The organism is Pseudomonas capeferrum (assembly GCF_000731675.1).
Classification (GTDB): Bacteria; Pseudomonadota; Gammaproteobacteria; order Pseudomonadales; family Pseudomonadaceae; genus Aquipseudomonas; species Aquipseudomonas capeferrum.
Map to the genome: position 1 here is coordinate 396,356 of NZ_JMIT01000003.1, position 25,743 is coordinate 422,098.

Here is a 25,743-nt window from a genome sequence, read left to right on the forward strand (position 1 = left end):
GCCACGCAGTATCAGGCTTCGGTAACTGCGCTCACCGGTGCCGACGGTGTATTGCTGGCCGGTGCCGCGCTTGGCGCTGGCGCTGCGGTGGCAGCGGGTGCGGCGCTGGTGGCCGGTGTTGCCGGTTTGGCCGCAGCCGGTTTGGCCGGGGCCTTCTTCACCGCAGGTTTCTTCGCTGCAGCAGGCTTGGCTGCAACAGACTTGGCAGCCGGTTTTGCCGCCGGCTTGGCAGCGGCAACCTTGGCTGCGGGTTTGGCCGCGGGTTTGGCCGCAGCAACCTTGGCCGCAGGCTTGGCAGCAGCGGTTTTAGCAGCCGGTTTGGCAGGCGCCTTGGCCAACGGCTTGGCCGCAGTCTTGCTCGCAGCAGCTTTGCTCGCAGCAGCCTTGGAAACCGGCGTGACCGAAGCACCGGTCAGCTTCTCGATCTGCTTGGTCAGGCTGTCTACCTGCTGGTGCAGGGCCTTGATCTCGTTGCGGCTAGGTACGCCCAGGCGCGAGATGGCGCTGTTCAGGCGCTTGTCGAAGGCTTCTTCGAGCTCGCTCCACTTGCCCAGCGCACGGTCCTTCACGCCAGACACCCGCGAGGTGGTCGAAGACTTGGCGGTTTCGGCGACATCTTCAGCGGTCTTCCTGGCCTGCTTCTCGGCCTTCTCGCCGTCTTTCACCAACGTGTCGAACAGCTTCGGGCCGTCCTGGTCGATCTTCGAATAGATACCCAGCCCGGCCAGCCAGATCTTGCGGGAGTATTTCTCGATCCCGCCGACCCAGGAGCTGCTTTCTTTATCGGAATTCTTCTTGCCAGCCATCCTGCTCTCCTTATGGTTTGTGCGCGACGCGCTCAAGCAGCTCGTGCAGCTGTTCAAGCTTGATGGACAACGCCTCAACGTCATGTTTAGACGGAATGCCGAGGCGATTCAAGGCGCGACCAACCCGTGCGTCGAAAGCTTTTTCGATCTTGTCCAGTTGAACTTCGACCTTGCCGCGTACGCGGCTGACTTCCTGGGTCGCTTCGTCGATCTGGGTATTGGCGGCATCGAGCTCTTTGTCGATGCGTTTCTTGCCACGTTTTTCAACGCCTTCGCCGGCCTTGACCAGCTCGCTGAAGTACTCGGAACCTTCCTGGCCGACGCGGGCGTAAGCGCCGATACCTGCCAGCCAGATCTTGCGCGCGTAGCCGCGCACCTCGCCCAGGGTGCCCAGGGCGTCGTCCTTTTTCTTCACATTCACTTTGGCCATGCTCTGTACCTCATGCTCATGAGTGGAGAGGAACCGCCCATGGAGGTTGGGCTTGAGCATAAGGTAGTGGGCCAAATTAGAATCTTCACCCTAAGCTCGGCGCTTACGTATCTACCACCACGGCCCCTGGAAAGCGGACAAGCATGCAGCTCCCATCCGACTGGAGCGCTCCTGACATGCCCCCCGCCGCCCCCCTTGGTCATCTCTCCTTCAGGCACCTGGTTGCTGCCTGCTTTGCCGAACGCCCCAGCTTGCGTAGCGTCATGGCCAGGGCCGCCTTCGAAGCGCTGGCAGACCGTTACCCCTGGATTCGCAGCAACCACCCGCAGCTCCAGTCTCTCGAAGGCATGACCATCCTCCCCGCGCCAGCAGGCGATGGCTCAGTCTGGCAGCGTGATCTGGTCGAGACGTTGCTCGAGCACTTCCTGAGCAGCAGCCCCATGGCCCTGGCCGCCACCGACCAGCTCAGCCTGTCGCCGCCCGAGGTTTTTCGCCCACAGCCGCAAGCCCCCGTCATTGAACTGCGCATGGCTGAGGTGAACCAGGTATTCGACGAGGTGCTGGCAACCCTCATCGAAACGTTCCAACACGCGCAGGCCAGCTTCTGGTGTGGGCGCGATGGCGACTCGGATGTGTCCCGCTTGCGCTGGCTGGAGCAGGTGCTCAAGGCCGCGTTGCTCAATGCGATCGAGCGCATGGGCCTGAACGAGGACGAGAAGAACCTGTTGTACGGGTTGGTCGCCGAAGACAACGCCACCCCTGCCGTGCAGGGCCTGCAGGTATCGCTTCAGCAGCAAAGTGTCGAGCATCGGCTGGTATCGGCGGACCTGCTGGTGATCGCGGAGCGCGATGAGCGTCGCCTGGTGCTCTGGTGCCAGCCATCAGGCACTGTACGTCGCTTCGACGACCTCGCCGAGTTCGCCTGCGCGCTGCGCGACGCGCTGGCCGACCGCTATGATTTCGACACACTCTCTTGGGCCTGCGAACCGGTTAACGGCTGCGCCTTCCGCTACCAGGCCAGCCAGTTGCTCAACGCTGCCCTGCAGAACATCGAGCGCGTGCAGCTTTACCCGATCGCCCAGGCGCGTGAGCTGGAAAGCCTTTACAGCCAACTCAGCGACCCCTCCTCTGCGTTCACCGACGCCGGCAGCACCGACCAGCAGGCGCCCGCCATCCCCCTGCCGGGCTGGCTTGCCCAGGCCAGTGCCACCGACCGTTTCCGCTACCACATGGCAATGCTGGCATTGTCCTCGCGTCAAGCGTTGGCAAAGGGCACGCCGGCGCTTGCTGATCTCGAGGACCTTCAGCACTACACCGCCCGGCGCCTGCGAGAACAGATGCACGCGGACCACCCAGACAAAACAAGCGTGGACCCCGACCACCTGCTCATCACGATCTCGCAGGTCGTCGAGGCATCGTCCAACGGGCCGGCCCGCCTGGAACCCCTTGAAAACATCACCCTTACCGAACTGGCTATCGCGCGCTTGCAGCCGAGCCAGCATGAAGTGGCCTCGGCCGTAACCATGGACAGCACCCAGGCCGCCGAGGGTTGGCTGACCCTCGACTACATCAACGGGCTGGTACACACGCTCGACGTCGGGGGTCAGTACCCCCTATACCTCCATGCCCGGCTGCAAGACCCGACTGATCGAGTCAAGCGCATCCAGGGCTTCGCCAGGCAATGGCGCAGCACCCTGCTGTTTGACGCGCTGCAAGCCAAGATCGAGGGGCATCTGAGTGAGCGTGCATGCCAGGCACTGGCTGAATTCTGCGATGACTCGACAGCTGCCGCGACCGCGATAAAAGTGGCCCCTCTGGCCTTCAACTGTGCAGCGGGCGCCACCAAGGCGAACCGGGTACGTGGCATGTTTCTGATCGAGGTTGTACAGACCCGGTCCTGGATACTCTACTGCCCTCTTGGCGCAAGCCGAAGCTTGCACGAGTACGCCAGCCAGGCGCAGCTCATGGCCAGCATCCGTGCCGCCGGTGAGTTGCAACGAAATATTCTGGCCTGGCTGGATGATGCTGACCGCCCGATCTACGAAAACGATGGTTTCACCCTCCCCCACTTGCACCCTCACCTGTCCGAACTGGCAGATCTGCTGGGGCCCGGCACAATGATGAGCGACCATGCCCTGGAGCAGTTGCGTGCGCCGGCCAGTCTGGCCTTCAAGGCGTGGGCAGACGACTTGGACAGCCAACTGCTCGAGGCACATGCCGAGGCGATGTTGCTGCTGGCCTCACGGCAGAGTGTCTCCAATGCCCAACAGCGCTGGGCGATGGTCATCCAACTGGGCTGGCTGGCGTTCAACACGGTCACCGTGCTGCTGCGCGGGCCTGCGGCGACAGTAGCCTGGCTGGTCTCGGCGTTTATCAGCGTGAAAGCCGACCTGGCAGCACTGTCCCAGGGCAGCCTTGAGGAAAAGGCCCTGGCCTGCTCCGACCTGTTGTTCAGTATCGCCATGCTATTGGTGCATACGCCTGCCACGGCGCGCCCTGAAACGAGCCCGCCCGGGCAAACCGGGGTGCACCTGGGTGGGCCTTTGCCTCGGCAAGCGGGCAGCGCGACGCCACAGGAACAGCCTCAGGCCAGAGACTGGCTCCCCCCCACAGAACACGCTATGCCCACGACGTTCAGGGTGAGCGCCTGGAGCGACAACCAACGCCTGGGCAATTTGCCCGACGCAGCACGCAGCGCCCTGCTCGAACTGCGCGCCAACGTTGACCTGCATGGGCTGGCTGCACAGCCGCAAGGACGCCTGCGCGGGCTCTACAACATCGACGGGCGCTATTACGTGAAGCTGGGAGCCGCCACCTACGAAGTCGAAGAGAGCTGGTCGGGGGTTCGCATCATCGGGCCCGACACCAGCAAAGGCGACTGGGCGGCGCAGGGGGGCGAATGGGATGGCTACCTCATCGTCGGCCGCGAGCGCAGCAGAGGGCCGTGGCTGACCCGCTGGAACGGCGAATGGGCGATCGATTTGCGGCTGGCGGGCGGCATGCCCAGGTCGCGCAAGACGATGCTCGATGAAAATCGACGGGCAATGGTTGCCTTGCAGGAAAACCGCAAACGCAACGACGACGAACTGGTGAAGAACGAGCGCTTCATTGAACGCTACCTGACGCTGACCCAAGCCTACGACAATGCCGCAGCGGCATTCAGGCAGACGGTGAAACAGTACCCGGGCGTGGCCCGCAACGAGCTACCCGAAGCACTGCAGACGCAGTTGCGCACGCTTCAGACCATGCGCAACGAGGCCCAGCCACACCTGCAGATACTGTCACTGACGTACGAAAAACAGGTCAACTTGCTAACCTCGCAAATCGAGCTGTTTGGCCAAATGAGCGAGCCCCGATTCGCCAGGTTCGACCCAAACAGCAGATCGGCTTACGCCCGCGGCCAGTGGTCGGAGCAACTGCTCGAAACGGACGTGCATCTTTATCACCGTTTGCTCGACCTGACCGACTATGACGTCCTCAAGCAACAGTCCGAGCAATTGGCCAGGCTACCCTTTGGTGAAGAACAGGGGCTGCTGTACCTTGCCTACCGCGATAACGTGGAAGCTGCCCACGCCACCCACAAGCGCTTGCTGGCGGTCAGTGAACGCCTCGACCAGAACCTCGCCCAAGCCCTGGCCGACACCAGCCTGCAGTTCGAAGGCAAGCAGGCAAAGCTTGAGGAGGTCATCGGCCAACGCCACTTTTCAACCGTCATCATGCGCGCTCAGTTACTCGCCGACCTGGCCCAGCTGAGTGTCGACAGAGATCAACTCACCCGTGAAAACTTCAACGAGCTGCTGCGCATGCAGGCAGCGCTGCGCAACCCTGGCTTCCAAGCGGCATTGCTAAGCCATGATGGCCTGGCCGCGGCAAACTTGCCCGCCGAGGAACAGGCAGAAATCCTCGGCACTGCATTGCGTGAATACGAGACATCGCTGGGTAAAGCCAACTACTTGTTGTCATTGAACGAGCCAGCACTGAACGCTGCACGCGTGGAGCAATACATAAGCCAGTTGACGGCCTTGAAGTCATCGGCCGAGCATGACCTGAACAACGCGCTGCGCGCCGGTGAAAGCGGTGAGCCGGCGCAAGCCCGCCAGGTGACTTACCGAGGGCGGCCAGGCAAACGCAAGCTGATCCGCACCACGCAAGGCAGAACGATCCTGGCCGAACAGGCTCAGGACAACGGCGTGGCGACGCAGAACGACCCATTGACCCAGCAGACCATTGAGTACCAGCAGCGCAGCGATCAGTGGGAACAACTCCCCAGCATCGCCACCCCTCGCAGCAATGCCTACTTGCGTCAGGTCGGCACCAGCCTGCTCGCGCAGAAAGCCGACAAGCTTGCCCTGATCGCCCGCTACTCGAAGGAACCCAATAGCCTGGCAGACCTGATGGACTGGCAGATTCAGGACATGGCCGACATCGCCCGTCAACTGACGGCCGGGCCAGCCGACGGCCAGGCCCTGGCGGTGCAGCTGAACGAAGCCGTCGCGCAGTTGCAGGCAGAAAAGCGCCGCTTGCTAACCGATGCCTACTTCAACACCCAACACCCGGACAGCACGGCTCTGCGCTACCTGTACCAGGAGGGCCATATCGAGATCGCACTGGCCAAGACGCGCAAACGGCTCAAGCAAAATGACTACCTGGATGTGTATGCCATCCATCGCATACAACCCAGGCAGAAACTCTGGGAAGCGCACTTTCACTACACCAGTGCCCAAGCCGCGCCGCGTGAGTTCGCCAAAGGCCACTTGAAGTTCTGGGAGCCACGGGCGATGAACCGAGACGAACGCCTGCAGCGCTCACACGACTCGGCAGAGCGGATAAACATCTACCGGGGCGATTTGCGCCTTGAGCAGATCGATGGGGTGATCCCGTTCCCGTCCGTCTGAAAACCGCTCGGGTCAGGCCAGCGCCTTGTCCAGCGCCCGCTCGATCTCGCCCTTGATGGTGCCGCTCATCATCGACAGCATCATGCCCAGTTTCAGCTCGACGCGGATGCTGTCGTCACCGATGTGCACGCTGCCGTTGGCGCCACTGCGTGCCACGTCGACGCGGTCGCCGTTCCAGGTGGCCTTGAGGTCATATTCGCGGCTCAGCTTGTCCACCAGCGCTTCGGCCTTGGCGCGAGCGGCCTCGCGGCCAAGGGAGTGTTTGCGTTCGACGCTGATCTGGGTCATGCGGGTGTTCCTGAATATGAAGACATAATCGGCATTATGCCCGCCCCTGCCCCCCGGCACACCCCGCCAAGACAAATCCGCCCGTTCGCCCTAGAATGGCGGTAATTTTTTCCGGTGAAGCGATATGAACGACCAGCGCAAAGGCGAACACGCCGAACCCACCACCCATTTTGGCTACCAGGACGTCCCCGAGAGCCAGAAAGCCAAGAAAGTCGCCGAGGTGTTCCACTCGGTGGCGGCCAAGTACGACCTGATGAACGACGTGCTTTCCGGCGGCATGCACCGCCTGTGGAAGCGCTTCACCATCGAGCTGTCGGGCGTGCGCAGCGGCAACCGCGTGCTGGACATTGCCGGCGGTACCGGTGACCTGGCCGCCAAGTTCTCGCGGCTGGTCGGCCCGACCGGGCAGGTAGTGCTGGCCGACATCAACGAGTCGATGCTCAAGGTTGGCCGTGACCGCCTGCTCGACCGTGGCGTGGCGGGCAACATCGAGTTCGTCCAGGCCGACGCCGAGAAGCTGCCGTTCCCGGACAACCACTTCGACTGCGTGACCATCGCCTTCGGCCTGCGCAACGTCACCCACAAGGACGAAGCCATCCGCTCGATGCTGCGCGTGCTCAAGCCGGGCGGGCGCCTGTTGATCCTCGAATTCTCCAAGCCGACCAGCAAGCTGATGTCCAAGGCCTATGACGCGTACTCGTTCGCCTTCATGCCACTGGCCGGCAAGCTGATCACCAACGACTCGGAAAGCTACCGCTACCTGGCCGAATCGATCCGCATGCACCCCGACCAGGAAACCCTCAAGGCCATGATGGTCGACGCCGGCTTCGACCGCGTCACCTACCACAACATGACCAGCGGCATCGTCGCCGTACACCGGGGAATCAAGCCCTGATGCTGCTGGCCGGGCTGCTCGCCAGCGTCGAACATGGCCTGAACCGCGTCCTGCGCATGGACAGCACGGCATTGCCGCGGCTGGCTGCGCTCGAAGGCAAGGTCATCGAGATCGATTGCCGTCAGCCGGCCCTGCAGGTGTTCATCCTGCCCGATGAAGACGGCCTGATGCTGGCCGCGCACTGGGAAGGCGAGGTCGACTGCAGCCTGCGCGCCCCCGCTGGCAGCCTGGCGCAACTGGCCTTGGCCAGGGACAAGACCGCCGTGTTGCACAGCCCGCAGGTCGAACTGCATGGCGACAGCGCCGTACTGCTCGACCTGTTCGGCGTGTTGCAGGACCTGGAGCTGGACTGGGAGCACGAACTGCAGCGTTGGCTCGGCCCGGTCGCCACCGCGCTGCTGGCAGGCCACATCCGCCTGCGTGCGCGCTGGACCCGCCAAGGCCTGACGCGCTTCAGCCAGAACCTCTCCGAGTACCTGGCCGAAGAGTCCCGCACCCTGGTCGGCAAACGCGAAGCCGAAGCCGCCTTCAGCGAGCTCGATGCCTTGAAGGTCGATACAGAACGCTTAGAGGCGCGCCTGCTGCGCCTCTCCCGATCCCTTGATACCAGCGATAACGCATGAAGCTGCTCGCCGTCCGCCGTCTCTTTCGCATCCAGCGTGTGGTGATCCGCTACCGCCTCGATGACCTGCTGTTCGACCTGCCCCTGCCCTGGTGGCTGATGAGCCTGCGCCTGCTGATGCCCTGGCGCTGGCTGCCGCGCACGCCCTCCGCGCTCAGCCGTGGCGCGCGCCTGCGCCTGGCGCTGCAGGACCTGGGGCCGATCTTCATCAAGTTCGGCCAGCTGCTGTCCACCCGCCGCGACCTGCTGCCCACCGACATCGCCGACGAACTGATGCTGCTGCAAGACCGCGTGCCGCCGTTCGACCCGAAAAAGGCCGTGGCATTGATCGAGGAGCAGCTCGGCGCCAAGGTCGGTGAGGTGTTCAGCCGTTTCGACGTCGAACCGCTGGCCTCGGCCTCGGTGGCCCAGGTACACGCCGCGCGCCTGAAGAGCGGCGAAGAAGTCGTGGTCAAGGTGGTACGCCCGGGCCTCAAACCGATCATTGCCCAGGACCTGGCCTGGCTGTTCCTGATCGCCAAGGGCGCCGAGCGGGTGTCTGCCGACGCTCGCCGCCTGCACCCGGTCGAAGTGGTCAACGATTACGAAAAGACCATCTACGACGAACTCGACCTGCTCCGCGAGGCGGCCAACGCCAGCCAGTTGCGGCGCAACTTCGAGGGCTCCGAGCTGATGTACGTGCCCCAGGTCTACTGGGACCTGTGCCGGCCCAAGGTGCTGGTGATGGAGCGCATCTACGGCGTGCCGGTCACCGACATGGCAACCCTGGCCGACCAGCGTACCGACATGAAGCTGCTGGCCGAGCGCGGTGTGGAGGTGTTCTTCACCCAGGTGTTCCGTGACAGCTTCTTCCATGCCGACATGCACCCCGGCAACATTTTCGTCAGCACGGTAAAGCCGTGGAGCCCGCAGTACATCGCCATCGACTGCGGCATCGTCGGCAGCCTCACCGCAGAGGACCAGGACTACCTGGCGCGCAACCTGATCGCCTTCTTCAAGCGTGATTACCGCCGCGTCGCGCAACTGCACATCGATTCGGGCTGGGTGCCGGCGCACACCAAGGTCAATGAGTTCGAAGCCGCGATCCGTACCGTGTGCGAGCCGATCTTCGAAAAACCGTTGAAAGACATTTCCTTCGGCCAGGTGCTGATGCGCCTGTTCCAGACCGCCCGGCGCTTCAACATGGAGGTCCAGCCGCAACTGGTGTTGCTGCAGAAGACCCTGCTCAACATCGAGGGCCTGGGCCGCCAGCTGTACCCCGACCTGGACCTGTGGAGCACCGCCAAACCGTTTCTGGAACGCTGGATGCGCGAGCGCTACAGCCCAAAGGCCATGGTCGGCAACCTGTACAGCCAGGCCGAGCAACTGCCGCACCTGGCCGGCATGACCCGCGACCTGCTCGAACGCCTGTCGCAACCGCACCTGCACGACCCGCAACTGCCCCAGCGGCGCCGCCAGGGCGACCGCTGGGCACTGCGCCTGCTCGGCGCCGGCCTGCTCGGCGGTGGCGCGGTACTGGCCGCAGGTGCCGCCGAGGCCGCCAGCCTGGCCGCCCCGGCCGCCTGGCCGGCATGGCTGATGCTGGCCGCTGGCCTTTACCTGATCGTGCGCCAATAGCCAGCCGCGCCTCTGGCTGGCACACTAGCGCAAAGGGCCCGGCACAGGAGCGGGTCCGTTTTGGAGTCGACGATGAAAGACTGGCTGGACGAGATCAAGTGGAACAGCGATGGCCTGGTACCGGCCATTGCCCAGGACCACAAGACCGGACGCGTGCTGATGATGGCCTGGATGAACCGCGAATCCCTGGCCCTGACTGCCGCCGAGCAACGCGCCATCTACTGGTCGCGCTCGCGTGGCAAACTGTGGCGCAAGGGCGAGGAGTCCGGCCATGTACAGAAATTGCACGAAATGCGCCTGGACTGTGATGCCGACGTGATCATCCTGATGGTCGAGCAACTGGGCCATATCGCCTGCCATACCGGCCGCGAAAGCTGCTTCTACCGCGTCTACGAAGACGGCCAATGGCAAACCGTCGACCCGGTCCTGAAGGACCCGGACGCCATCTATAGCGCAGGACACTGACATGAGCGACACCCTCAACCGCCTGGCCGAAGTGCTTGAACAACGCAAGCACGCGGCGCCCGACAGCTCCTACGTGGCAAGCCTGCATCACAAGGGCCTGAACAAGATCCTCGAGAAGCTCGGCGAAGAGTCCATCGAGACGATCATTGCCGCCAAGGATGCTGCGATCAGCAAGGATTACAGCGATGTCATCTATGAAACCGCCGACCTGTGGTTTCATAGCATGGTGATGCTCAGCGCGTTGGGGCAGCATCCACAGGCCGTGCTCGATGAACTGGAGCGCCGTTTCGGGCTTTCCGGGCATGACGAGAAGGCTGCGCGTCAACCTTCCGCCTGACTGAATAGAATTCTAGGAGAGCAACATGGGTATCTTTGACTGGAAACACTGGATTGTACTGCTGGTGGTGGTAGTGCTGGTGTTCGGCACCAAGAAGCTGAAAAACTTCGGCAGCGACCTCGGCGAGTCGATCAAGGGCTTTCGCAAGGCCATGAGCGACGAAGAGAACAAGCCGGCCGAGCAGACGCCGCCGCCTGCACAGCCCGTTCCGCCAGTGCAGAACACTGCCCAGCAGGCCCAGGGCCACACCATCGAGGGCCAGGCCCAGCCGGTCCAAGAGCCACAGCGGAAAGACTGACCCATGTTCGGCATCAGTTTCAGTGAGCTGCTGCTCGTCGGCCTCGTCGCCCTGCTGGTGCTCGGCCCCGAGCGCCTGCCCGGCGCCGCGCGTACGGCCGGGCTGTGGATCGGGCGCCTCAAGCGCAGCTTCAACAGCATCAAGATGGAAGTCGAGCGCGAGATCGGCGCCGACGATATCCGTCGGCAGCTGCACAACGAGCACATCCTGCACATGGAAGAGGAAGCCCGGCGCATCCTCAACCCGCAGACGCCACCGGTGCAGCCACCGGTCACCATGGCCACGGTGCAACCTCCCGCAGGGCTCGAAGCTACGCCAGACGCCACGCCTGCCGCCCCGGCCGCACCCTCTGAACCGCCACAACCGCCGCGAGCCCCATGAGCGAAAATCCGGAACACGACCAGCCCATGCCGCTGGTCTCGCACCTGACCGAACTGCGCACTCGCCTGCTGCGTTGTGTCGCCGTCATCTTCCTGATCTTTGCCGGGTTGTTCTCCTTCGCCCAGCAGATCTACACCCTGGTCTCGGCGCCGCTGCGCGACCACCTGCCGGCCAATGCGACGATGATCGCCACCGACGTGGCCTCGCCGTTCCTCACGCCGTTCAAGTTGACCATGATCGTGTCGTTGTTCCTGGCGATCCCGTTCATTCTTCAACAAATCTGGGGCTTCATCGCACCCGGGCTGTACCGCCATGAAAAACGCATCGCCATTCCGCTGCTGGTGTCGAGCATCTTCCTGTTCTACGCCGGCATGGCCTTCGCCTATTTCCTGGTGTTCCCGCTGATTTTCGGCTTCTTCGCCAGCGCCACACCGGAAGGCGTGTCGATGATGACCGACATCGCCAGCTACCTCGACTTCGTCATGACCCTGTTCTTCGCCTTTGGCGTCGCCTTCGAGATCCCGGTGGCCGTGGTGTTGCTGGTGTGGATCGGCGTGGTCGACGTGAAGTACCTGAAAAAGGTTCGCCCTTACGTGATCATCGGCTGCTTCGTGGTCGGCATGGTCCTGACCCCACCGGACATCTTCTCCCAGACCTTGCTGGCAGTGCCCATGTGGCTGTTGTTCGAGGTCGGTGTGCTGTGTGGCAGCCTGATCCGCAAGCGCAGCGAGCACGATGAAGCCGCAAACGATCACAACGACCAACCCCCTGCGACGCAACCGTGAACCTGCTGTTACTCGAACAAGCCGATTTCATCGCGGCCGACCGCGTGGTCCTGGCCGACCGGCGTTTCACCCACATGCAGGAGATTCACCGGGTGGCGGTGGGCGATAGCCTGCGCGTCGGGCAGGTCAACGGGTTGATGGGCCGCGCCACCGTGGTGCGCCTGGAAGGCCATGAAGCGGAACTGCAAGTGGGCTTCGACCAGCCGCCGCCAGCCAAGCTGCCGCTGACCCTGGTGCTGGCGGTGCCGCGGCCGAAAATGCTGCGCCGGCTGTTCCAGACCGTCGCCACCCTGGGTGTCGAGCGCCTGATCCTGGTGAACAGCTACAAGGTCGAGAAGAGTTTCTGGCAAACGCCTTTCCTTAACCCCGAAAGCATTCGCGAAAACCTCATCCTGGGCCTGGAGCAGGCCCGCGACACGGTGTTGCCCGAGGTGATCATCGAGAAGCGCTTCAAGCCGTTCGTCGAAGACCGCCTGCCGGCCATCGCCGAAGGCACCTTGGGCCTGGTGGGCCACCCCGGCCCCTACCCTGCCTGCCCGCGGGCCGTCGAGCAAGCGGTGACCCTGGCCATCGGCCCTGAGGGTGGCTGGATCCCCTATGAAGTCGAGCTGCTGGGCAAGGCTGGCCTGGCGCCTGTGCAACTGGGTGAGCGCATCCTGCGCGTGGAGACTGCCGTAATCGCGCTGTTATCGCGTATTTTCTGACGCAATCGTCAGGCTTTTCACCCATCAAGTTTCTCTCTCCCGGGCCGATGCCTTGGCAACACAATAATTAACCGTGCTGCCAAGTTACCGGGGAGTCGAACATGTACCGATGGTTAGCCCACGTGCTGGGAAATGTAAGCGTCAATCGCAAGCTGGGGTTGGGCTTCGGCCTGGTACTGCTACTGACCCTGGCCATTACCCTGACCGGCTGGCACGGCCTGGACAGCGTCATCGACCGCGGCGACAAGCTGGGTAATATCTCGGTGATCCAGCAATATACCCAGGAACTGCGCATCGCCCGCCAGCATTACCAGCGCGACCGCAATGACGCCGCTGTGGCCGAGCTGGAAAAGGCCCTGGCCAATCTTGATCGCCAGGTGCAACTGATGCTGGGCCAGATCGAACTCCCCGCCGACCGCCAGCGACTTGAACAGCAGCGCGAGGCCGTGCGCATCTATCAACAAGCGTTCAACGACCTGAAACAGGCCGGCCAGCGCCGCGAGGCCAGCCGTGCCGTGCTTGGCGACAGCGCCGACAAGGCCGTCGAGCTGGTCGGCCGGGTCCAGCGGGGCCTGCTGCAGGGCGGCGATATCAGCCAATACCAGTATGCGGTGGACGTCAGCGCACTGCTGCAACAAGCGCGCTTCCAGGTCCGTGGCTATACCTACAGCGGCGATGCGCAGTACCAGCAGACCGCACTGAAGGCCATCGACCAGGCCCTGGCCGAACTCAAGGCGCTGCCGGCCAAGGTGCCCGCCGAACATGCCGCCAGCCTCGACGATGCCGCCACCGCCCTGGCCGGCTACCGTGACGCGGTCAACCAGTTCGGCAGTGCGCAGGCTGCCAGCGAGCAGGCGCTGCAACACATGGCCGACCAAGGCTCGGTGCTGCTGCAGACCAGCCAGACGATGACCACCTCACAGACGGCAGTGCGCAACGCCGGTGCCAGCCAGGCCAAGACTCTACTCGCCGCCGCCACCGCCCTGGCCCTGGCGCTGGGCCTGCTGGCGGCCTGGGCCATCACCCGGCAGATCATCATCCCGCTGCGCCAGACCCTGAACGCTGCCGAGCGCGTGGCCAGTGGCGACCTGAGCCAGGACTTGCCGGTACAACGCCGCGACGAACTGGGCCAGTTGCAGGCCAGCATGCAGCGCATGACCCAGGGCCTGCGTGAGTTGATCGGCGGCATCGGCGACGGTGTCACGCAGATCGCCAGCGCCGCCGAGGAACTGTCGGCGGTGACCGAGCAGACCAGCGCCGGGGTCAACAACCAGAAGGTAGAAACCGACCAAGTGGCGACAGCCATGAACCAGATGACCGCCACCGTGCACGAGGTGGCACGCAATGCCGAACAGGCCTCGGAAGCCGCGTTGATGGCCGACCAACAAGCCCGCGAGGGTGATCGGGTGGTGGGTGAGGCGGTGGCCCAGATCGAGCGCCTGGCCTCTGAGGTGGCCAACTCCAGCGAAGCGATGAACCAGCTCAAGGCCGAGAGCGACAAGATCGGCAGCGTGCTCGATGTGATCAAATCGGTGGCCCAGCAGACCAACCTGCTGGCCCTCAACGCGGCGATCGAGGCAGCACGGGCCGGCGAGGCCGGGCGTGGCTTTGCCGTAGTCGCCGACGAAGTGCGCAGCCTGGCCCAGCGTACGCAGCAGTCGACCGAAGAAATCGAAGAACTGATTGCCGGCTTGCAAAGCGGCACGCAACGTGTGGCCAGCGTGATGGACAACAGCCGCCAGCTGACCGACAGCAGTGTCGAGCTGACCCGCCGCGCCGGGGGCTCTCTGGAGACCATCACCCGTACCGTGTCGTCGATCCAGGCGATGAACCAGCAGATTGCCACGGCGGCGGAAGAACAGAGCGCGGTGGCCGAGGAGATCAACCGCAGCGTGATGAATGTGCGGGATATCTCCGATCAGACCTCGGCGGCCAGTGAAGAGACGGCCAGCTCCAGTGTGGAACTGGCGCGGTTAGGCACGCACCTGCAAGGGCTGGTAGGGCGGTTCAGGCTCTGATCGTGCAAGGCCTGCGGGCGTGGTGTAGGAGCGGCCTTGCGTCGCGATCGGGGCGCGTAGCGCCCCCAGCACTCTCTGCGGCGAAGCTGAAAAACCAGGGCCGCTACGCGCCCCGTTCGCGACGCAAGGCCGCTCCTACACAAGCGTCGCGGCGGGCCTGCAGAAATTCATACAGTCTTTGCTGAATTTTCCTACGGGATTATCAGGTCAAGTCCTACGCCTCCGCGGCCGATGGGCAGGGGTGTCATGCCGGCATTGCGCCGGCATGCCCTCTCTCAAACGGACGGAGACTCATCATGCTCGGCTACCTCAACCGCAGGCTCGGCAACGTCGGTGTCGGCGCCAAGCTTGCCCTCGGCTTCGCCGTGGTCTTGCTGCTTACCCTGGCCACCACCCTCAGCGGCTGGCGCGCGCTGGATGGCGCTATCACCCGCTCGGAACAACTCAGTGAAATCGGCCTGATCAACGACCTGGTCAAGGACCTGCGCGCAGAGCGCATCACCTATCGCGTGCTCGGCGACGACGCCAGCAAGTCGCGCATCATGCGCATCCTCGACCAGCTCGAAGGCATGCTGACCACCCTGCAGCAACGCAGCCATGTCGATGATTCACGCCAGATGCTCACCCAGAAGCTGCAATTGTTGCAGCGCCTGCGCGACGACTTCGCCGAACTGCAGCGCACGGTCGCACAGCGGCACGCGCTGCGCGAGGCCATGCAGGCGCAGGAGCAGAAACTCAACGACGTCATCGACGAACTGCAGACCCAGGCCTTGCTGAAGATGCCTGCCGACAGCCAGCAAAGCGGCGTGCTGGGCCTGATGGATACCCTCAGCCGTCACGTCGACGGCGCCAACCAGCAGAGCCTGGTACCCGCCTATACCTTCTCGCCCGTCGAGGGTTTCGCCAAAGTCGGCGATGGCGCACTTGACGCCGCCGACAGCAGCCTTGGCCAGTTGCTCAAGGGGCTTGCGCCCCTGAGCCTGCCGCGCACGCTGACGGAACAGCCCGGTGTCGAGTTGGCCAAGTACCGCACCAGCCTGGACCAGTACCGTAACGCCGCCGTGCGGGTCGAGCAGTTGCAAGGCAACATGGAAAACATGGGTGATGAGTTAAGCGCCGTAAGCGTGGAGTTGGGCGAGCGCAAGGTCGAGCAACGCGACAGCGAGGCCCTGGCAGCCCGCTCGTTGCTGACCAGCGTGGCCGTGCTGGCGCTGGTGGTGGGGGTCATCGCCGGCTGGCTGATCACCCTGCAGATTACCCAGCCGCTGCGCCAGACACTGGCCGTGGCCGCGCGTATCAGCAAGGGCGACCTGAGCCAGGTCGAGCCGGTGCTGCGCCGTGACGAGATGGGCCAGTTGCAGTCCAGCATGCGCGACATGACCTTGAGCCTGCGCGAGCTGATCGGCGGCATCGACCAAGGCGTCGGCCACCTGTCACAGGCGGCCACGCAACTGGCCGCCAGCAGTGAGGACACCAAGCTGCGCATCAACCAGCAACGCGAGGAAACCGACCAGGTGGCCACCGCCATGAACCAGATGAGCGCGACCGTGCAAGAGGTGGCGCAGAACGCCGAACAAGCATCGCTGGCCGCAACCAATGCCGACCAGCAGGCGCAGGTGGGCGATCAGGTGGTGGCCGAAGCCATCAGCCGCATCGAGCAACTGGCTGGGCAGATGGACGATTGCCTGGCAGCCATGCAGCATCTGGCGGGCGAAAGCCAGCGCATCGGCAGCATCCTCGATGTGATCAAGTCGGTGTCCGAACAAACCAACCTGCTGGCCTTGAACGCAGCGATCGAAGCAGCCCGGGCCGGTGAAGCCGGGCGTGGTTTTGCGGTGGTCGCCGATGAGGTACGCGGGCTGGCGCAACGGACCCAGCAGTCGACCGAGGAGATCGAACAACTGATCGAAAGCCTGCACAGCGGCACAGACGAGGTCACGCACCTGCTCGACAACAGCAAGCGCCTGACCGAGCAGAGTGTCGAGCTGAGCCGCAAGGCAGGGCATGCGCTGGGGCAGATCACCGATACGGTGTCGAGTATCCAGGGCATGAACCAGCAGATTGCCACGGCCAGCGAAGAGCAGAGCGTGGTGGCCGAGCAGATCAACCGCAGTGTGCTGAATGTGCGCGATGTGTCTGACCAGACCAGTGCGGCCAGTGAACAGACGGCGGCTTCGAGTGGCGAGCTGGAGCAACTGGGGCGGCAGTTGCGGGGGATGGTCGGGCGGTTCAGCCTGTGAGATTGCCGGGGGCGCAATGCGCCCCCAAGCGGTTACAGCACCTGGCGCAAGAACGCCTGCGCCCGCGGGTCCTTCGGCGTATCAAAGAACTGCGCCGGCGAGGCATCTTCCAGCAACTTGCCATGGTCGAAGAACAGCACCCGGTCAGCCACTTCCCGGGCAAAGCCCATCTCGTGGGTAACGCAGACCATGGTCATGCCTTCCTGAGCCAAGGTCTTCATCACATCCAGCACTTCGCCGACCATTTCCGGGTCGAGCGCCGAGGTCGGTTCGTCGAACAGCATCACCTTCGGCTCCATGGCCAAGGCACGGGCAATCGCCACGCGCTGCTGCTGGCCGCCGGACAACCGCGACGGGTACTCATTGGCCTTCTGCGCGATACCGACCTTCTCCAGCAGCGCCCGGGCCTTGGCCTCACGCTCGGCCTTGCCGCGCTTGCGCACCACCTTCTGCGCCAGGCACAGGTTCTCCAGCACGGTCATGTGCGGGAACAGGTTGAAATGCTGGAACACCATGCCGACTTCGCGGCGGTAGGCGTTGATGTCGGTCTTCGGGTCGGCCAGTTGCAGGCCGTCGATGGCCACATGGCCTTCGTCGAAATGCTCCAGGCCGTTGAGGCAGCGCAGGAAGGTCGACTTGCCCGAACCCGACGGGCCAAGCACCACCACCACTTCGGCCTTGGCTACACGCGTGGTGACATTGTCTACCGCGCGAACCACTTGGCCGCGGGTGTCGAAGACTTTTACCAGGTCACGGACTTCAATCACTTTGCGCAAGCCTCCGCTCGAGCCGGCTGGCCAGGTGCGACAGCGGCAGGTTGATCAGCAGGTACAGGCCTGCCACGCAGAACCAGATCTCGAAGGTCGAGAACGAGGTGGTGATGGCCTCGCGGCCGCTCTTGGTCAGTTCGGTAATGGCGATCACCGAGACCAGCGAGGTGTCCTTGACCAGGCTGATGAACTGGCCGGCCAACGGCGGCAGCACGCGTTTGAAGGCCTGGGGCAGGATCACATGGCGCATCGACTGGCTGGCGTTCAAGCCCAGCGAGCGGGCCGCCTCGTTCTGGCCGCGGGCGATCGACTGCACACCGGCGCGGACGATCTCGGCCACATAGGCCCCGGTGAACAGCGCCAGCGCCGCAACCCCGGCGAATTCGCGGGACAGGTTGAGCACGGTGCCGATGAAGAAGTAGAAGATGAAGATCTGTACCAGCAGCGGTGTGCCCCGCACCAGTTCGACGTACACCGTCGACAAGTCACGCAGGGTCGGGTTGTTCGATAACCGGCACAGGCCCGCGAACAGGCCGATCACCAGGCCCAGGGCGCCCGACACCACCGACAACCACAGCGTGGTCCACAGGCCCCACGCCAACGGGCCAGCCGCCCAGTGGCGGGTCACACCGACCTGGTCGCCTTCGGCGACGTCATCGCCACGGCTCAATTGCAGGCTGTTGCTGTCCACATCGAGCACCTGCTCGGCGCCGTCTTCGCCCTTGAGCGAGACGCGGGCGGTGTCACCGGTTATGACGATGTCCTGCACGGTGCCATTGCTGGCGGCACGCTGGGCGTCTTCGGCCTGGTAGGCAAAATACTGAGGGACGCGGTTCCAGCGCCATTCATAGGACATCAACGAGGTGGCCAGATACAGACTGACCGCCAGGCCAACCAGCACCAGCGCAGTCAGCGCGTGCCAGGGCCACTGGGCTTTCTTGTGTTTGATCACGGGGTTACTCCAGAAAGCGGCAAGCCGCAAGCTACAAGCTGCAAGGAAAACCAGACCGCGTATTGGCCCACCTTCTCTTGCAGCTTGCAGCTTGCGGCTTGAAGCTACTTCTTATTCCATTTCCTTCAGCCAGTCCTTGTTCTTGAACCACTTGTCGTGGATACGATCGTAGGTCCCGTCATGCTTGATCTGGTGCAGGAAGTTGTTGATGAAGTTGATGCTGTCGTAGTCGCCTTTCTTCAGGCCGAATGCCAGCGGCTCGTAGGTGAAGGGTTCTTCGAGGAACAGCAGCTTGCCAGCGCCGGCCTTCTCCACCGCCACCACGTTGTAGGGTGCATCGTAGACGAAGGCGTCGGCCTTGCCGTTGACCACATCCATCACCGCTTCCTGCTCGTTGTCGTAGCCGTGGTACTTGGCTTTGGCGATCAACTTCTTGGAAACCATCTCGCCGGTGGTACCGAGCTTGGAGGTGATGCGGTACTTCTCGTTGTTCAGGTCTTTGTAGGTCTTGATCTCGCCCGCCAGGTCCTTGCGGATCAGCAAGGTCTGGCCGACCACGATGAAGGGTTCGCTGAAGTTCAGGCGCAGGTTGCGTTCCTGGGTCAGGGTCATGCCGCTGCCGATCATGTCGAACTTGTTGGTCAGCAGGGCCGGGATGATGCCGTCATAGGCGGTGGAGACGGTCTCCAGCTTGACGCCCATGGACTTGGCCATGGCCTTGAGGATATCGACCTCGAAGCCGATGATCTCGCCACGCTTGTTGGTCATCTGGAACGGCATGTAGGTTGGGTCCATGCCCACTTTCAGGGTGCCGCGCTTGACCGCGTCTTCGATGGCGCCAGCCTGGGCTGCCGAGACGGCGACCAGGGCGGTAACACCGACCAGCAGTCGCGAAAGGTATTTCTTGATCATCACCAAGTCCCCTAGCAAGAAAAGAAGCAAATCTTATTGTTGGCACGGCCGTACTGGCCGAAGCGTCTATCGGAGACGGATGCTAACGCATGGCGGCTCAGGGACCTAGCGCCGGGGGGGACTTTGTTGGCCAAAATCGATTGCATGGCCGGTCTGACGCTTCGCGGGGCAAGCCCGCACCCACAGGGACAGCACAGCATTGAAGCACTGTGAAGTCGCAGTGGGAGCGGGCTTGCCCCGCGAATGCTATGGATCAGGCGCCGACGAGTGCCGGCTGGCCTTCATTCTCTGGATGCAACGGCAACAACGGCGAATGCGGGTCGTTGTTGATCGAAGCACGCCACACATCGATCCAGGCAGCGTTGTGCTCGGCCCAGACCCGATCATGCAGGCGCGCCAAGGCGACCGGGTCGCTCAGCAAGGCCAGGCGGGTATTCAGGTCCAGCCCCTGCGGCCCAACGTCCAGCGCCTTGGCCACACGCTCGGCACGCAGCGCTTCGATCGCTGCAGCCTGGCCGTGGCGAGCCGTCGCCATGGCGCAGGCCAGAGCATTCTGCCGCGGGTCGACCACTGCCCGCACAAAACCGTCGTGCAGGGCATGCCAACGGTTCTCGTGGGTGTACTGGTCAGTAGCCAGCAGCTCCTGCGGCGTTGCGTATTCCTCAGGTATCAGGAACAGCTTCTCGTCCTTGGCCGCCAGGCCCAGGCGGGTGCGGCTGGAGATCACCGACACCGGGATCGACAGCACCAGCGAACCCACGATCGGCGCCAACCACCACAGGAAGCTCGGGTTAAGCCAGGCAACCAGCGCTGCCCAGGCAAAGCCCAGCAGGGTCTGCGGGCCATGGCGGCGCACGGCCTCGCTCCACGGCGTGGAGTCGTCGTCACGCTGCGGCGAGTTCCAGGTCGCGGCCCAGCCGAGGAACGCGGCCAGCACGAAGCGGGTGTGGAAGATCATCCGGACCGGCGCCAGCAGCATGGAGAACAGCATCTCCATCAGCATCGACAGGGTGACCTTGATACGCCCGCCAAACTCGGTGGCGCCCTTGGCCCAGATCAGGATGATGCTCAGCAGCTTGGGCAGGAACAGCAGCACGATGGTGGTGGAGAACAGCGCAACGGCTTTTTCCGGGTGCCACTGAGGCCACAGCGGGTAAAGCTGGTACGGTTCGATGAAGTATTGCGGCTCCATCAGCGTGTTGGTCGCCAGCAGCGCGGTCGACAGCACCAGGAAGAAGAACCACAACGGCGCCGACAGGTACGACATCACGCCGGTGAGGAACACCGCACGGTGCACCGGGTGCATGCCCTTGACCAGGAACAGGCGGAAGTTCATCAGGTTGCCGTGGCACCAGCGGCGGTCACGCTTGAGCTCGTCGAGCAGGTTCGGCGGCAACTCTTCGTAACTACCCGGCAGGTCATAGGCGATCCACACGCCCCAGCCGGCACGGCGCATCAGCGCGGCTTCGACGAAGTCGTGGGAGAGGATGGCACCGGCGAAGGCGCCCTTGCCCGGCAACGGCGCCAGGGCGCAGTGCTCGATGAACGGCTTCATGCGGATGATCGCGTTGTGGCCCCAGTAGTGCGACTCGCCCAGCTGCCAGAAGTGCAGGCCGGCGGTGAACAGCGGGCCGTACACACGGGTGGCGAATTGCTGCATGCGCGCATACAGGGTGTCCATGCCGGACGCCTTGGGCGCGGTCTGGATGATGCCGGCGTCCGGGTTGGCCTCCATCAGGCGCACCAGGCTGCTCAGGCACTCGCCGCTCATGACGCTGTCGGCGTCGAGCACGACCATGTACTTGTACTCGCCGCCCCAGCGACGGCAGAAGTCGTCGAGGTTGCCGCTCTTGCGCTTCACCCGGCGCCGACGGCGGCGATAGAAGATGCGGCCGAAGCCCTTGGTTTCGCGGCACACGTCCAGCCAGGCCTGTTGCTCGGCGACGGCAATGTCGGTGTCGTTGGTGTCGCTGAGCACGAAGAAGTCGAAACGGTCGAGGTTGCCGCTGGCGGCTACCGATTCGAACGTCGCCCTCAGGCCTGCGAACACCCGCGGCACATCTTCGTTGCAGATGGGCATGACCAGCGCGGTACGTGCCTCGGGCGCGATCGGCTCACTGCCGGCACTGCTGCCGGAAATGCGGTACTTGTCGCGCCCGGTGAGCAGCTCAAGGAAGCCCATCAGCGCCGTCCAGAAGCCCGCCGACACCCAACAGAACAGGATGCCGAAGAGAATCAGGATGGAGGTCTGCAGGGCATACGGCCACACCTGCACGACGGTTTCCCACAGCGACTGGTTGACGATCTCGTCGAGGTCGACGAACGACCAGCCCTGATACGGCAAGATGCCCTTCATGTACCAGCCGGCGACGATGGTCTGGCCGATCATCAGGGTCAGCAAAATATAGCGGCGGATCGAACCAACCGTGCGCCAGCGGGCCTTGGGCAGCTCGCGCTGCTCTGGCTGCGGCGCGTTGGTGCGCCCGGTCATGCGCCGCCACATGCGGATCAGCACGTTGGTGCGCCATGGCTCGGGCACCACGCGGGTGCGCTTGATCGGCGGTGCGATTTTCAGGCACAGCCGGCCGCTGCCGTCGACGCCGAGCATTTCGGCTTCTTCAAGCTCGGCGGCGCTGCCCACGGTCAGCCGCGGGCCCACCGAAGCCTGCACGGCCTCGGCGGCGTTGGCGGCCGGGTTGGCCGCCAGGCGTTGGTGCAGCTCACCGAACGAGGTGCAGCTGGCGAGTTCCGCGCGCTGCTCATCGCTCAGTGGGAGGTGGGCCAGGTATTCGCCAAGCGATTCCGGCCTTGCGCTTGAGTTACTCATCGGCAGGCAACTGATAGCTCCAGGTCTCGGTCAGCACTTGTTCGGTGGTGGCCGGGGTCCCGTTGGTGGACGCCGCGTCGGCGGCAGGTTGTTCGGCCTTGGCGTTTTTCTCGGCCTTGGCGTGCTTGGCAGCGGCCTTGTCCTGCTTGGCGTCCTTGGTAGCAGGCTTGGCGGGTTCGACAGGCACGTCGCGAACCAGCGCAGCGCGCATTTCCGTCGATTTGTTGGCTTCCTTGACCTTCAGCCGCAGGGTCAGGCGCCAGCCCTTGCTCTCTGGGTTATAGCGCAGGTTGTTCTCGACCACCTCGGCATTGTCGCCGACGCTGATCTGGCTGCGTACTGCGGTGTCTTCCGGCAGGGCGGCCAGGTTGGCACCAGCGAAGTCGACGATGAACGCCACGCTGCCGTCAGGCTGACGAATCAGGTTGGACTGTTTGACGTCACCGGTGGAGCGCAGGGTCTGGGTGACCGAGGCCACGTCCTGGGCCTGGAACTGGGCCTCGTTGATGGTCCAGTGCAGGCGGTAGTCGTACTCGAACGGCTTGCCAGGCTCTGGCAGGGCCTCGGGGCTCCAGAACGCCACGATGTTGTCGTTGGTCTCGTCGGCGGTCGGGATTTCAACCAGGTCGACGGTGCCCTTGCCCCAGTCGCCCTTGGGCTCGATCCAGGCGCTTGGACGCTTCTGGTAGTTGTCGTCGAGGTCTTCATAGTCCTTGAAGTCGCGATGACGCTGCATCAGGCCGAAACCACGCGGGTTCTCGACGCTGAAGTTGCTGACAGCCAGGTGTTTCGGGTTGTTCAGCGGGCGCCACAGCCACTCGCCGTTACCGGCATGGATCGACAGGCCTTCGGAATCGTGCAGGGCCGGGCGGTAGTTCATGACCTTGGACGGCTGGTTAGGGCCGAACAGGTACATGCTGGTGAGCGGTGCGATGCCCAGGCGGCTGACGTGATCACGCAGGTAGACCCGCGACTTGACGTCGACCACGGTGTCGCTGCCCGGACGCAGGGTCAGTTTGTAGGCACCGGTGGAGCGCGGCGAGTCCAGCAGGGCATAGATCACCAGGTGCTTGTCGGCAGGCTTTGGCTTCTCGACCCAGAACTCGGTGAACCGCGGGAACTCTTCACCCGACGGCAGCGCGGTGTCGATGGCCAGGCCACGGGCCGACAGGCCATATACATGGCCCTTGCCGACCACGCGGAAGTAGCTGGCGCCAAGCAGGGTCATGATCTCGTCCTGCTTGTCGGCCTTGTTGATCGGGTAAAGCACGCGGAAACCGGCATAGCCCAGGTTCTTGGTGGTTTCCGGGTCGTGCGGCACGTCACCGAACTCGAAACGGCTCGGGTCGTACTTGATTTCCTCGACCTTGGAGGCGGTGACTTCGTTGATTTTCACCGGGGTGTCGAAATGCATGCCCTGGTGATAGAAGGACAGCTTGAAGGGGGTCTTGTCCTTGGCCCACTCGGCCTTTTCCTGCAGGAAGTGAATCTTCTGGTAGTCGGCGAACTTCATGTCGCGGAAGACTGCCGGCAGATTGCTCTTCGGTGCTTCGTACTTCTGGCCGGCCAGATCCTTTGCCTTGGCTGCAACATCGTCAAGATTGAATGCCCACAGCTGGCCCGCGCTCATCAGGCCGACCAGTGCCACGCTGGCCATCAGGGCCTTGCGTAGCCGAATGCCGGGGATTCTTGATGCTTTATGGGGACTAACAATCACGAGCAACCCTCGCCGAAAACAGATCATGAAACCAACGGCCAGCTACAAATGCCGGGTTGGCGAGCACTGTTCGGACCCCGTAAGGGCGCAATGATTCCCCAAACGGATCCAGACAATACTCGAGTCAGAGTGAAACGAACCTGCGAACGCAGGTCCATGCAGCGCGCGATTATCCAGCAGGTCGCGTGACAACGCATCAGGCTGGACTAACTATTTATCGTACAAAACCCCTTGTTTTCCTACAAACAAGGGGTTTTTTAGCCTCACATTTGTAACATAAATGTTACGGGGCCATCATTGACCAGTTGCACCTGCATGTCTGCGCCAAATCGCCCACTCGCCACATCGGCGTGCTTGCCCTTCGCCTGTTCTAAAAGATAGTCGAACAGCTCGGCGCCGAGGGCCGGTGGCGCCGCCGTCGAGAAGCTCGGCCGCATGCCGTTGCGGGTATCTGCCGCCAGCGTGAACTGGGACACCAGCAACAAACCGCCGCCGACATCCTTGAGCGACAGGTTCATCTTGCCCTGCTCATCGCTGAACACCCGATAGTTAAGCAGCTTGTGCAGCAGCTTATCGGCCGATTCGCGGGAATCTTCAGGCTCGACCGCCACCAGCACCAACAGGCCATGGTCGATGGCACCGACGACCTCCCCGGCAACCTCTACCCGTGCGCCACGCACACGCTGTAGCAGCCCCCTCACGCTTCTTCCAGGGGCAGGTCGAGCAGGCGACGGGCCATCTGCTCGGCAGCGCGCACCAGGGCATCGGTGATGCCCGGCTCAGAGGCCGCGTGGCCAGCATCGCGAATGACCTTCAGCTCGCTGTTGGGCCAGGCCTGGTGCAGCGCCCAGGCGTTGTCCAGCGGGCAGATCACATCGTAGCGGCCATGCACGATCACCGCCGGCAGGTGGGCGATCTTCGGCATGTCGCGGATCAGCTGGTCCGGCTTGAGGAAGGCATTGTTCATGAAATAGTGGCATTCGATGCGGGCAATCGACAGCGCGCGCTGCGGCTCGGAGAAGCGGTCGACCACCAGCGGGTTGGGGCGCAGCGTAGCGGTGCGGCCCTCCCAGGTGGACCAGGCCTTGGCGGCGTGCATCTGGGCGATCTGGTCGTTGCCGGTCAGGCGCTTGTGGAAGGCCTTGACCAGGTCACCGCGCTCTTCAGGCGGGATCGGTGCAATGTAGTCCTGCCAGTAGTCGGGGAACAGGCGGCTGGCGCCTTCCTGGTAGAACCACTCGATCTCCTGCGGGCGGCACAGGAAGATGCCGCGCAGGATCAGGCCATGCACGCGCTCAGGGTGGGTCTGGGCGTAGGCCAGGGCCAGGGTCGACCCCCACGAACCACCAAAAAGCACCCACTTGTCGATGCCCAGGTGCTTGCGGATACGCTCCAGGTCCTCGACCAGGTGCCAGGTGGTGTTGTTCTCCAGGCTCGCGTGCGGCGTGGAGCGGCCACAGCCACGCTGGTCGAAGGTGATGATACGGTACAGGTTGGGGTCGAAGTAGCAACGGCTCTGGGCATCACAACCGGCACCCGGGCCACCGTGGATGAACACCACCGGCAGACCTTCAGGCGAGCCGCTTTCATCGACATACAGCACATGCGGCGCTTCCACGGCCAGATCGTGCCGGGCGTAGGGTTTGATCTGCGGGTAGAGGGTCTGCATTGCGCACTCCGTGTGAGGATTAAGTCTGCCGTTTGGCATCATAAACCTGAATTGCGCTTAGAGCATGTGTCTGTGCTCAGATCATGTTATGCACATGCCACAGGCCACGCTGGCT

21 protein-coding genes and 3 pseudogenes are annotated in these 25,743 nt (G+C 63.5%); 14 read left to right on the forward strand and 10 right to left on the reverse strand.

Annotated elements, in window-relative coordinates; genetic code table 11:
• Positions 1-11: 11 nt before the first annotated feature.
• Both PC358_RS19465 and PC358_RS19470 read right to left on the reverse strand, forming a co-directional pair.
• Positions 12-806, reverse strand: coding sequence for a phasin family protein (locus PC358_RS19465; RefSeq protein WP_033701927.1), 795 nt, complete (start codon positions 804-806; stop codon positions 12-14).
• Between the two features lie 10 nt (positions 807-816).
• Positions 817-1,236, reverse strand: a complete 420-nt coding sequence (locus PC358_RS19470) for a phasin family protein (protein ID WP_033701928.1) — start codon at positions 1,234-1,236, stop codon at positions 817-819.
• Positions 1,237-1,412: 176 nt separating this feature from the next.
• Between PC358_RS19470 and PC358_RS19475 the strand changes: the two genes are divergently transcribed.
• Positions 1,413-6,131 (forward strand): dermonecrotic toxin domain-containing protein, encoded by a 4,719-nt coding sequence (locus PC358_RS19475; RefSeq protein WP_033701929.1) that lies wholly within the window; start codon positions 1,413-1,415, stop codon positions 6,129-6,131.
• 12 nt (positions 6,132-6,143) lie between these two features.
• Here PC358_RS19475 and PC358_RS19480 read toward each other — a convergent pair whose 3' ends face one another.
• Complete coding sequence (locus PC358_RS19480; RefSeq protein ID WP_033701930.1) at positions 6,144-6,419, reverse strand: polyhydroxyalkanoic acid system family protein; 276 nt, start codon at positions 6,417-6,419, stop codon at positions 6,144-6,146.
• 124 nt (positions 6,420-6,543) lie between these two features.
• Here PC358_RS19480 and ubiE point away from each other — a divergent pair, with 124 nt between their 5' ends.
• The 13 genes and pseudogenes from ubiE to PC358_RS28485 all read left to right on the forward strand — a co-directional run.
• Positions 6,544-7,314 carry a bifunctional demethylmenaquinone methyltransferase/2-methoxy-6-polyprenyl-1,4-benzoquinol methylase UbiE gene (gene ubiE, locus PC358_RS19485; RefSeq protein WP_033701931.1) on the forward strand — a complete coding sequence of 257 codons (771 nt, stop codon included), beginning with the start codon at positions 6,544-6,546 and terminating at the stop codon, positions 7,312-7,314.
• The gene (locus tag PC358_RS19490) at positions 7,314-7,937 is read left to right on the forward strand and encodes a ubiquinone biosynthesis accessory factor UbiJ (RefSeq protein WP_033701932.1); all 624 of its coding nucleotides are present in this window, start codon (positions 7,314-7,316) and stop codon (positions 7,935-7,937) included. The genes ubiE and PC358_RS19490 overlap by 1 nt, the downstream gene beginning before the upstream one ends.
• A complete protein-coding gene (gene ubiB / locus PC358_RS19495; protein ID WP_033701933.1) occupies positions 7,934-9,553 on the forward strand; it encodes a ubiquinone biosynthesis regulatory protein kinase UbiB in 1,620 nt (539 codons plus the stop codon). The genes PC358_RS19490 and ubiB overlap by 4 nt, the downstream gene beginning before the upstream one ends.
• A 72-nt stretch (positions 9,554-9,625) precedes the next feature.
• Positions 9,626-10,018, forward strand: coding sequence for a phosphoribosyl-AMP cyclohydrolase (gene hisI / locus PC358_RS19500; RefSeq protein WP_033701934.1), 393 nt, complete (start codon positions 9,626-9,628; stop codon positions 10,016-10,018).
• 1 nt (position 10,019) lies between these two features.
• Positions 10,020-10,355, forward strand: coding sequence for a phosphoribosyl-ATP diphosphatase (locus tag PC358_RS19505; protein WP_033701935.1), 336 nt, complete (start codon positions 10,020-10,022; stop codon positions 10,353-10,355).
• Positions 10,356-10,380: 25 nt separating this feature from the next.
• Positions 10,381-10,653 carry a twin-arginine translocase TatA/TatE family subunit gene (locus tag PC358_RS19510; protein WP_033701936.1) on the forward strand — a complete coding sequence of 91 codons (273 nt, stop codon included), beginning with the start codon at positions 10,381-10,383 and terminating at the stop codon, positions 10,651-10,653.
• 3 nt (positions 10,654-10,656) lie between these two features.
• Positions 10,657-11,034, forward strand: a complete 378-nt coding sequence (gene tatB, locus PC358_RS19515) for a Sec-independent protein translocase protein TatB (RefSeq protein WP_033701937.1) — start codon at positions 10,657-10,659, stop codon at positions 11,032-11,034.
• A complete protein-coding gene (gene tatC, locus PC358_RS19520; RefSeq protein WP_033701938.1) occupies positions 11,031-11,819 on the forward strand; it encodes a twin-arginine translocase subunit TatC in 789 nt (262 codons plus the stop codon). Before tatB ends, tatC begins: the two co-directional genes overlap by 4 nt.
• Complete coding sequence (locus PC358_RS19525; RefSeq protein WP_033701939.1) at positions 11,816-12,523, forward strand: 16S rRNA (uracil(1498)-N(3))-methyltransferase; 708 nt, start codon at positions 11,816-11,818, stop codon at positions 12,521-12,523. Before tatC ends, PC358_RS19525 begins: the two co-directional genes overlap by 4 nt.
• Before the next feature lie 101 nt (positions 12,524-12,624).
• A pseudogene (locus PC358_RS28470) lies at positions 12,625-13,686 on the forward strand (methyl-accepting chemotaxis protein); the annotation flags it as partial.
• Positions 13,687-13,827: 141 nt separating this feature from the next.
• Complete coding sequence (locus PC358_RS28475) at positions 13,828-14,541, forward strand: methyl-accepting chemotaxis protein (RefSeq protein WP_371856395.1); 714 nt, start codon at positions 13,828-13,830, stop codon at positions 14,539-14,541.
• Between the two features lie 296 nt (positions 14,542-14,837).
• Positions 14,838-15,926, forward strand: a pseudogene (locus tag PC358_RS28480) (methyl-accepting chemotaxis protein); the annotation flags it as partial.
• Positions 15,927-16,067: 141 nt separating this feature from the next.
• Positions 16,068-16,647: pseudogene (locus PC358_RS28485) on the forward strand (methyl-accepting chemotaxis protein); the annotation flags it as partial.
• Between the two features lie 166 nt (positions 16,648-16,813).
• Here PC358_RS28485 and PC358_RS19540 read toward each other — a convergent pair.
• The 7 genes from PC358_RS19540 to pip form a co-directional block, all read right to left on the reverse strand.
• Positions 16,814-17,548: an amino acid ABC transporter ATP-binding protein gene (locus PC358_RS19540; RefSeq protein WP_033702582.1), complete on the reverse strand. Its 735-nt coding sequence runs from the start codon at positions 17,546-17,548 to the stop codon at positions 16,814-16,816.
• Positions 17,541-18,503: an amino acid ABC transporter permease gene (locus PC358_RS19545; RefSeq protein WP_033701942.1), complete on the reverse strand. Its 963-nt coding sequence runs from the start codon at positions 18,501-18,503 to the stop codon at positions 17,541-17,543. The genes PC358_RS19540 and PC358_RS19545 overlap by 8 nt, the downstream gene beginning before the upstream one ends.
• A gap of 111 nt (positions 18,504-18,614) precedes the next feature.
• The gene (locus tag PC358_RS19550) at positions 18,615-19,412 is read right to left on the reverse strand and encodes a transporter substrate-binding domain-containing protein (protein WP_033702583.1); all 798 of its coding nucleotides are present in this window, start codon (positions 19,410-19,412) and stop codon (positions 18,615-18,617) included.
• Between the two features lie 256 nt (positions 19,413-19,668).
• On the reverse strand, positions 19,669-22,242 hold the full coding sequence (gene mdoH / locus PC358_RS19555; RefSeq protein ID WP_033701943.1) for a glucans biosynthesis glucosyltransferase MdoH: 2,574 nt from the start codon (positions 22,240-22,242) through the stop codon (positions 19,669-19,671).
• Positions 22,235-23,959, reverse strand: coding sequence for a glucan biosynthesis protein G (locus PC358_RS19560; RefSeq protein WP_201773246.1), 1,725 nt, complete (start codon positions 23,957-23,959; stop codon positions 22,235-22,237). The genes mdoH and PC358_RS19560 overlap by 8 nt, the downstream gene beginning before the upstream one ends.
• Before the next feature lie 263 nt (positions 23,960-24,222).
• A complete protein-coding gene (dtd, locus tag PC358_RS19565; RefSeq protein ID WP_033701945.1) occupies positions 24,223-24,660 on the reverse strand; it encodes a D-aminoacyl-tRNA deacylase in 438 nt (145 codons plus the stop codon).
• A complete protein-coding gene (gene pip / locus PC358_RS19570; protein WP_033701946.1) occupies positions 24,657-25,628 on the reverse strand; it encodes a prolyl aminopeptidase in 972 nt (323 codons plus the stop codon). The genes dtd and pip overlap by 4 nt, the downstream gene beginning before the upstream one ends.
• Positions 25,629-25,743 lie beyond the last annotated feature (115 nt).

Excerpts from the sequence above, each read along its gene's own strand:
- PC358_RS28475 (WP_371856395.1), top strand. The coding sequence starts at position 13,828 with ATGAACCAGATGACCGCCACCGTGCACGAGGTGGCACGCAATGCCGAA.
- tatC (WP_033701938.1), top strand. The coding sequence starts at position 11,031 with ATGAGCGAAAATCCGGAACACGACCAGCCCATGCCGCTGGTCTCGCAC.
- PC358_RS19505 (WP_033701935.1), top strand. The coding sequence starts at position 10,020 with ATGAGCGACACCCTCAACCGCCTGGCCGAAGTGCTTGAACAACGCAAG.
- ubiE (WP_033701931.1), top strand. The coding sequence starts at position 6,544 with ATGAACGACCAGCGCAAAGGCGAACACGCCGAACCCACCACCCATTTT.
- pip (WP_033701946.1), bottom strand. The coding sequence starts at position 25,628 with ATGCAGACCCTCTACCCGCAGATCAAACCCTACGCCCGGCACGATCTG.
- PC358_RS19465 (WP_033701927.1), bottom strand. The coding sequence starts at position 806 with ATGGCTGGCAAGAAGAATTCCGATAAAGAAAGCAGCTCCTGGGTCGGC.
- mdoH (WP_033701943.1), bottom strand. The coding sequence starts at position 22,242 with ATGAGTAACTCAAGCGCAAGGCCGGAATCGCTTGGCGAATACCTGGCC.
- PC358_RS19480 (WP_033701930.1), bottom strand. The coding sequence starts at position 6,419 with ATGACCCAGATCAGCGTCGAACGCAAACACTCCCTTGGCCGCGAGGCC.
- PC358_RS19490 (WP_033701932.1), top strand. The coding sequence starts at position 7,314 with ATGCTGCTGGCCGGGCTGCTCGCCAGCGTCGAACATGGCCTGAACCGC.
- PC358_RS19475 (WP_033701929.1), top strand. The coding sequence starts at position 1,413 with ATGCCCCCCGCCGCCCCCCTTGGTCATCTCTCCTTCAGGCACCTGGTT.
- ubiB (WP_033701933.1), top strand. The coding sequence starts at position 7,934 with ATGAAGCTGCTCGCCGTCCGCCGTCTCTTTCGCATCCAGCGTGTGGTG.
- tatB (WP_033701937.1), top strand. The coding sequence starts at position 10,657 with ATGTTCGGCATCAGTTTCAGTGAGCTGCTGCTCGTCGGCCTCGTCGCC.
- PC358_RS19510 (WP_033701936.1), top strand. The coding sequence starts at position 10,381 with ATGGGTATCTTTGACTGGAAACACTGGATTGTACTGCTGGTGGTGGTA.
- hisI (WP_033701934.1), top strand. The coding sequence starts at position 9,626 with ATGAAAGACTGGCTGGACGAGATCAAGTGGAACAGCGATGGCCTGGTA.
- PC358_RS19470 (WP_033701928.1), bottom strand. The coding sequence starts at position 1,236 with ATGGCCAAAGTGAATGTGAAGAAAAAGGACGACGCCCTGGGCACCCTG.